Origin of the sequence: Paraglaciecola sp. (genome assembly GCF_051252315.1) — a bacterium.
Lineage (GTDB): Bacteria > Pseudomonadota > Gammaproteobacteria > Enterobacterales > Alteromonadaceae > Paraglaciecola.
Genome location: NZ_JBPOFP010000165.1, coordinates 1 through 7,501 on the forward strand (window position 1 = coordinate 1; position 7,501 = coordinate 7,501).

Sequence of the window (7,501 nt, forward strand, 5' to 3'; positions counted from 1 at the left end):
TTCTTATTGTGGTTAACGCCAAGTTTATTTTGTCAACGTAGGTAATGTCGCTGAAGCCAAGTTCTTCCAAAGAATACTTCATGTATCCTTTAGCTAAGGCTTGATCATCTACGATTAGAACTTTTGTATTTTTCGCTAGTTGTGAATTCATTTATTGCCAATATTACTTATCTGCATAAAGGTTATCGTATTTATTCGTGAAATAATAAGCCGAAACAGAAAAATATTAACATAAACAGTAAGTTTGAGGTATTGAGGGTTATATAAAGGTGAAAGAGTGCTATGTGCGACTTGTAAAACAAATCGCCCGTCATGCCAAAAAATTAGCTAAATATCCAGAAAGTGCCTAACCCCATTGATAATACACTTAATAGCCTAGTGAATAAGTGGCTTAGGCCAGTATTCATTTGTTTCACATATGCCTGTAAAGAACCTAAAGCAAATCCAAAACAGAACATGCCGAATAAGCAACCCAAAGAAAATAGGATGACATGCAGCAAAAATTGAGATTCAAGCATGTTAGGTAATAAAGCTAATACCGGTGCACTGCCTGCTACGCCATGTAACATGCCAATAAACAAAGGAGCGTGATCGTGCTTTTGTTGTTTTACATCTTGGTTATTTCTGATTTTTGAAACAAATAACCAGAGACGAATACCTAAGTAAATGAGCAACACACCCACCATCATTTCTGCATAGTGAACAAACCAGCTCGGCAACTCTACGCCAACAAATACTAATAAACCGCCCAACAGGAGTAACACGCCACCGTGACCGCCGCCCCATTTGCATGCGTATTTTAAGATGTGTTTTTTCTTAGATTTTTGGCTCACTAAAGTAGCCATTGCAACGACATGATCAGCATCAAATGCATGGAAAATACCCACCATCATGCCTAACAATAAAACTGACCATAACTGGGGATCAAACATGTTTATGTCTCACTGCTAGAGTTAAATTGGTTGAATATTTTTATGGCAGCATTTGCTGCGCCAAAGCCATTATCTATATTGACGGTTAATACGCCTGGCGCACACGAAGCTAATGCGCTGTCTAGCGCCACTTTGCCATTTGCTGATACGCCATAACCGACAGAAGTAGGCACCGCAATCACCGGCGCTCTAACTAACCCTGATAACACACTAAACAATGCGCCTTCCATGCCCGCACATGCAATGATAATTTTATGTTGTTGAATGTCGGCAAGTTTGTCCATTAAACGCCATAAACCTGCTACACCGACATCTGCATAAATTGGTGCTGCAAACCCATTAAAAACCAAAGTTTTTTGGGCTTCTTTCGCTATGTTTAAATCAGATGTGCCAGCAGTAACAATACATATGCCAGCTTGCGGAGTCGGGCAGTGTTGTGGCAATAAAATGGCTGTTTGAGAAACCTCATCATATTCAAGAGCGGTTTTTATCTCACTTGGTATTTTTGCCCATTGAGTTTGTGTTAAACGTGTAAGTAATATTGGCGTCTTGTCTTGGAGGTTAAACTCTATGATATCGACTAAGTCTTGAGGGCTTTTATTACTGCACAATACTGCCTCTGCAACGCCAGTACGTGACAGTCTATCTTTATCCCAAATAAAATTACTCATGGCTCATCCCATTAATAAAGGCAGAGCCTTTTTGGTAAGTTCTCACCCCAGAAAATATCCGACCGGTTTGAGCACACATCTGATCAAGCTGGGTGGATAACGATTGAAACTCAGGTGTCTCTGGCACGGAATCTATTTCTAAAAATGTACCTAGTCGAGTGATACGGCAACGAACATTTTTTAATTCAGGAAAGACTTGTCTGGTATGTTCTTCCACTTGATTAATAAAATCTAAGTCTTTGGCATTTATTTTCATTCCGGTTTCAACTCGGCTGGCTAAGCAGGGCTGAGCTGGTAAAGATTGTAACTGCTTTAGGTTGTAATGCTTGGCTAGCGCATAAATGGTGGCTTTATCAATTTCTGCTTCCACGTATGGATGTTGGACATTCTGTTCTTTCGCGGCTTCTAAGCCTGGACGATAATCTGCCAGATCGTCTAAATTGGTTCCCGAAAATACTATGCCTTTAGTCTGTTCAGATATTCTTGTATATAAATTTGATTTACAAAAGTAACAGCGGTTAACGGGATTGTTGATGTAGTTAGGGTCGTCAAACTCTCTGGCATTTAGGATCTGTAAGTCCCAATTGTAATCTGTCGCATGTTCTTTCACTCTTTGTAGAGCCGCTTCGGGCACTGCTGGTGAAAAAGCATGTGCTACCGTCACTTTTGCTGTAGAAAACTTGTTCGCAATGAAAGCTAATAACATACTATCAATTCCACCACTGACAGCTACTGAGTAGTGTTCAAATTGGTTCAGATAATCAATCAGTTTATTGGCTTTGTTTTGTAGTGAAGTCAAAGAAGCATTCATTTTTCTGACTCTAGATTGTACTTAAACATACGCCGTTCATTTAGGGTAGATAAAGAGGTTAATTCATCGTGTTCCACTTTCGTCGTTTGACTACCGTCGGGGCGAGTGACAGTTTTATAAGCTTGACCGGTTTGGTTGGTTAACGTTCTGGCTAAATAATTCCTTGTTTCAAAGCGGTAACGCAAACCTATGGTACTGGTTTGGATAAAACAGTAATCAATAATATCTTGATAGTATTCTGTGGACGCTAGAATTCGAACCAGTTCTACGGCACGATTTTTCTTGCCTCTGGCGGATTGAACAACTACATCAACTACCCCAGTATATTGCCTTAGAAGGTCAAGGGAATGGGCAAGCTCTTCACCTGTCATATCGTCGATATCAAATTCGATGACTACCACAGTGTCTTGTTGCTGCAATTCATCTTCCAACTGACAAAAGCTGGTTGCCCGTAAAATGTTAGGCATGCTGGGGAAAACTTTTGTCCCTAAACCATAACCTATTTGTTGCAACTGTCCCTGCTTGCGAGTGGTTAAACACTTTTTGTCAGATAAATAGCGCAATATTGCTGCACCAGTTGGCGTGATCCGTTCACCTTGCACACCATCATCAAAAAAAGTGAATCCTGCTAATATTTCTGCCGTCGCTGGAGCGGGTACTGGAATGAGGCCATGTTGGGTTTTAACCAAACCACCACCTATGGGCAAGGGAGAAATACTCCAAGTGTGAAGTTTTAATGCATCAAAAATAACTGCACTAGCCACGACATCCATTAATGAATCCCAATCAGCTAATTCATGAAAATGCACATCTGCTAGTGTTTTTGCGTGTATCTTGGCCTCAGCGTGAGCGATGATGGTTAAGATATCAATCGCACCTTGTTTAACGTCTTCTTTAAGAGCACTTTTACTAATCAAGCCACATAAATGTTTATAAGTAGTATGCGAGTGAGAATGCTCGCTGGCGTCTTGATGGTGACTGTGACTGTGATGATGATGGTGCTGGGACTCTGTCGATGTGTCTTTTGTTGTTATTAAAGAAAAGCGTAAACCGCTGATGCCAGAATTAAGACCTTCAGTGAGAGTAGGGGTGCCAGCTGATGCGGGTAAAACAGTGGCGATAGCAGTCAGTACCTCTGATTTTAGTTCCGGAAAGGTATCTAACATGGCAGCAATAAACATATCACCTGCTATGCCACCTACTATATCAAGGTGAATATGATATTTTTTTACATTCAAAGTCATAAAATTGCACTACTTATATTCAACTGAATAATTGAATTTATTTGTTAAAGTTTTGTTTGGTTGCCCATAACCCTAACGCAGGGTTACTGACATAAAATATTTCTTCACCATCATCCAGTGTATTCCATCCGTCTTGCATGTTTTCGATTGGGTAACGTTTTATCATTTCTTCATAATGACAATATTGGTAGTTTACTGATTCAACCTCTTCTTGGCTGACTGCATTACCTGGACAATAGGTTACTTGAAAGCGGTTGTTAGTTGTGCCATGAATTAAATGTGCGGCAGCTGATAAGTTCTTTTCAAGTTCGGGATTTGTTTTTACCGCGGCTAAGGTTTCATCTGTGGTTTTGTAACCAAATTTTCGGATCAATTGATCAATTTCAATGTCTTCACCAAATCGATGAAGTCCAGGAGCCAACACTATAAGTTCGCCTTCGTCAGCCATGGCCATACGAGTACGGTAAATGGCTTTATTGCCTAACCATGTGGTTTTAAATTCCGCCGGCTCAAGAAACACTATGGCTTTTTTAATTGGTTTGTCTAATAAGTTTAAATTCAGTTGCTGACTGAGCTTACAGGCTTCTTCATAAGTTTCGTCGTCGTTACCACAATATACGCCTTGTAGAGCGAGTTTTTCGTCTTTACTACCTAATACAGTCAAAATAAACTCTATGGGTAAATCACGTAAATAGGTGTTAAAACCTTCATTCAAGGCCCGTCGTACTGGAGTGTATGTACGTCCCATGATACGTTCCATGCCATAAACAGCGCCTAAGAAATGAGACTTATGAATAGTGTCAGAACCGCCTACCCCTACTAGTATGTTTTTGGAGTAGTTTGCCATACCAATCACTTCATGAGGGACGATTTGACCCACGGAAATGATCAGGTCCCATTTTTCATCTAATAATAATTTGTTAACGGCAACATCCATTGAATAATCCAATTTTCCTTCGGATAGTTCGCCAATTCTTTGTGGGGATATTTCGCCAATCTTTTTAACGTCAGTACGCCAGAAATGAGGTAAAAACAATTCTTTAGGAATATCTGTGCCAAACATGCCGTCTATTTCTTTATCTGACATAGGCTCATGTGTACCTAGCGCAGGTAAAAAGTATATTTCAGCTTGGTCTTTTAGCTGCTCATATAGGTAAGTTGAAATAAATCCAGCTTTTGAATAAAACCGTGTGATATCAGGAGGCAAAATTAGGATACGTTTTGCGTGACGTGCTTTTTGTTGAATAAAGTTATCGATGATTTGAGTTAAGTCATCATCAGAAATTGTATTTTGAGTATCAACTTTGTGTATAGGGTAGGTCATTCTAGTTAATGTCCTTTAAGATCTGCGAAATGATTTGTTCAAGGGTGTTATCAATTGAAACCGTTAGCGCCTCTGTGGGAGCTTCTAGAGTTTGTAATTGGCTATCAAGTAAACTATCTGGCATAAAGTGTGATTCACGACTGGTCAATCGACTATGCAGCACTGATTTTTCACCATGTAAATATATGAAAGATACAACTTGGTTGGTGGTCGAACATAGCAAGTCACGATAGGTTTGTTTTAAAGCTGAACAAGCTAGAACAGCCCCCCCATTTTGTTCCCACTGAACAATCTTATCTGCTAATAAAGATAACCAAGGTGCACGATCGTTATCATCCAATGGTTGACCACTGGCCATTTTATTGACATTTTCGACAGGATGAAAATCATCAGCATCGAAAAAAGATAAACCTAATTTATCCGCTAATAAACTACCGACAGTTGATTTTCCGCAACCAGAAACACCCATCACAATATAAATCATTAAATATACTCACTCTTAATACTAAAAAATAACAGCTAGTTTTCGTTATTGTGAAGTTAACTTACTGGCATTTCGTATTTTATTATAATTACACACAATTTGTTAGTATAAACGTCTTTTACTACTGACGAATTAACTTAAACCTTATTATATATCCAACATATGGTTAGTAAAAAAGTCACAGGACTTCTTTATAAGCCCTTTGTACACTTAACAAAAATGATTCGTTGTTTTCTAAAGATTCAGGTAATAGGCCTTTCAAACTTAAAAAACTCGCAACATCTTGCTCGTCGTTATCTTTAAATTGAGCCACTGCGGATATTAGATCTTGTGCTCTAGGATCGTTTAACACTTTATCATTAATGTAACTCTGGCGAATAAAATGGATCCACGCAGCAACAACCATAGATAAAGATTGATAGCTTCTAGCTGCCGAAATATTACTTTGAATAGGGGCGAGCGTGCGTACTGGAATTTTAACCGAGCCGTCATTCGCTATTTGACTCAATAAGTGTTTGATTTTGGGGTTTTCGAATCGGGCTATTATTGCGCGAGAATAGTTATGTAAATCCAACCCCTTTGGAGGAGTTATAGTAGGAATGATTTCATTATCAACTAAGTTAATTAAGAAGGCTTTAATTTGTTTGTCAGAAATAGCTTCGAAAACACTTTGATATCCTTTTAGTTGTCCAATATAGGCTAAGGCTGAATGCAAACCATTCAAAATTCTTAATTTTGCATGTTCAAAAGAGGCCACGTTATCGGTAAATATCACGCCAACTTTTTCCCACTCAGGACGTTCCATTTCTGGACAATCTTCTATAACCCATTGTGAAAACTGCTCTCTTTGAACTGGTGCAGTATCGGTAAAACCTAATTTTTCTTGAATAAGATCTATGGTTTCTGGTTCTGTTTGAGGAGTAATACTGTCAACCATTGTATTTGGAAATTGCACATGTTGTTCGATCCAAACCGCCAGCTCTTTCGATTGTTGTTGGGCAAATTGAAGTACGGCTGATTTTAACTTATGACCATTGTCAGGTAAGTTATCACATGGGATGACATTAAATGGTTTGTCACCTTGTTTGAATCGCATGTGAAGAGCGCACACAAGTAAACCTATGGCAGTGGTAGGGTTAGCAGGTGTTTTTAAGTCTTGAATAATACCAGGTAGAGATTCATCTAGTTTTCCAGCTGAATTAAGGCAGTAGCCTTTTTCTGTTACAGTGAGAGAAACAATTTTGGTCGTGCCGGCGGCCATTCTACCTAACACATCTTGCACCTGCGTTTTTACGACTAAAACTTCTTTAATTGCGCCTACTACTTGAAAACTATGCTGCACATCTAAAACGGCCATAGTGTACAAATTATCTTGTTTTTGTAGCTGTGTTTGTAATGCTTGATTTCGAAAGGTGACACCACAAATTCCCCAATCCCCACCGTTTTGAAGGTTGAGTAATTGCTCTGTGAATACTGCTTGATGAGAACGGTGAAATGCACCTAAACCTAAATGCACTATACCTATTTCAATATTTTCACGATTGTAAGTAGGATAATTAACTACCGGTATTTCACTTTGAGGTTCCACATTATGTAAAAACGTTTGGTTTAATTGTTTCGATGAATTTGGCATGCAACTGTATTCCAGGTGTAAGGGGACTATTTTGATAGTGGAATAATACAAGTCTTATGACTATTCTGTCAAGTGGCCTTACCAATATTGCCGGTGTTTAATTAATCAGGATATCATCATGAACCATAGCAAGAATTACAGGGATATAAGGTGAGTTTTTAAAGATAAAAATGTGAGTAGTGCGCGATTTATTATTTTAATAGTAATAATTAAATAAAGAAAATTTCTAGACTTTAAACATTCGTTTTAAGTTTGGTAAAGTCTAGCTAAATATTTTGAATATACTTTGGAATTTATAAAATAAAAAATGGTGGACGCTACTGGTCTTGAACCACTCGCCTAGTCTTTTGTAAAGAGTGGCGATGCTCATCGTGATATTTAAAATGAAAATATAAAGAAAGT

At 38.5% G+C, this 7,501-nt stretch carries 7 protein-coding genes; all 7 read right to left on the reverse strand.

What is annotated here, in order from left to right:
• Nucleotides 1-323: 323 nt before the first annotated feature.
• A complete protein-coding gene (locus tag ACSHXM_RS20060) occupies nucleotides 324-932 on the reverse strand; it encodes a hypothetical protein (RefSeq protein WP_435691884.1) in 609 nt (202 codons plus the stop codon).
• 2 nt (nucleotides 933-934) lie between these two features.
• Nucleotides 935-1,603, reverse strand: a complete 669-nt coding sequence (gene larB, locus ACSHXM_RS20065; protein WP_435691886.1) for a nickel pincer cofactor biosynthesis protein LarB — start codon at nucleotides 1,601-1,603, stop codon at nucleotides 935-937.
• Nucleotides 1,596-2,414, reverse strand: coding sequence for a hypothetical protein (locus ACSHXM_RS20070; protein ID WP_435691888.1), 819 nt, complete (start codon nucleotides 2,412-2,414; stop codon nucleotides 1,596-1,598). Before ACSHXM_RS20070 ends, larB begins: the two co-directional genes overlap by 8 nt.
• Nucleotides 2,411-3,658 (reverse strand): LarC family nickel insertion protein, encoded by a 1,248-nt coding sequence (locus tag ACSHXM_RS20075; protein WP_435691890.1) that lies wholly within the window; start codon nucleotides 3,656-3,658, stop codon nucleotides 2,411-2,413. The genes ACSHXM_RS20070 and ACSHXM_RS20075 overlap by 4 nt, the downstream gene beginning before the upstream one ends.
• A 37-nt stretch (nucleotides 3,659-3,695) precedes the next feature.
• A complete protein-coding gene (locus ACSHXM_RS20080) occupies nucleotides 3,696-4,982 on the reverse strand; it encodes a lactate racemase domain-containing protein (RefSeq protein WP_435691892.1) in 1,287 nt (428 codons plus the stop codon).
• Between the two features lies 1 nt (nucleotide 4,983).
• Entirely contained in the window at nucleotides 4,984-5,466 is a 483-nt protein-coding gene (locus ACSHXM_RS20085; RefSeq protein ID WP_435691894.1) for a gluconokinase, read from the reverse strand.
• A gap of 178 nt (nucleotides 5,467-5,644) precedes the next feature.
• Nucleotides 5,645-7,099: a mannitol dehydrogenase family protein gene (locus tag ACSHXM_RS20090; protein ID WP_435691897.1), complete on the reverse strand. Its 1,455-nt coding sequence runs from the start codon at nucleotides 7,097-7,099 to the stop codon at nucleotides 5,645-5,647.
• Nucleotides 7,100-7,501 lie beyond the last annotated feature (402 nt).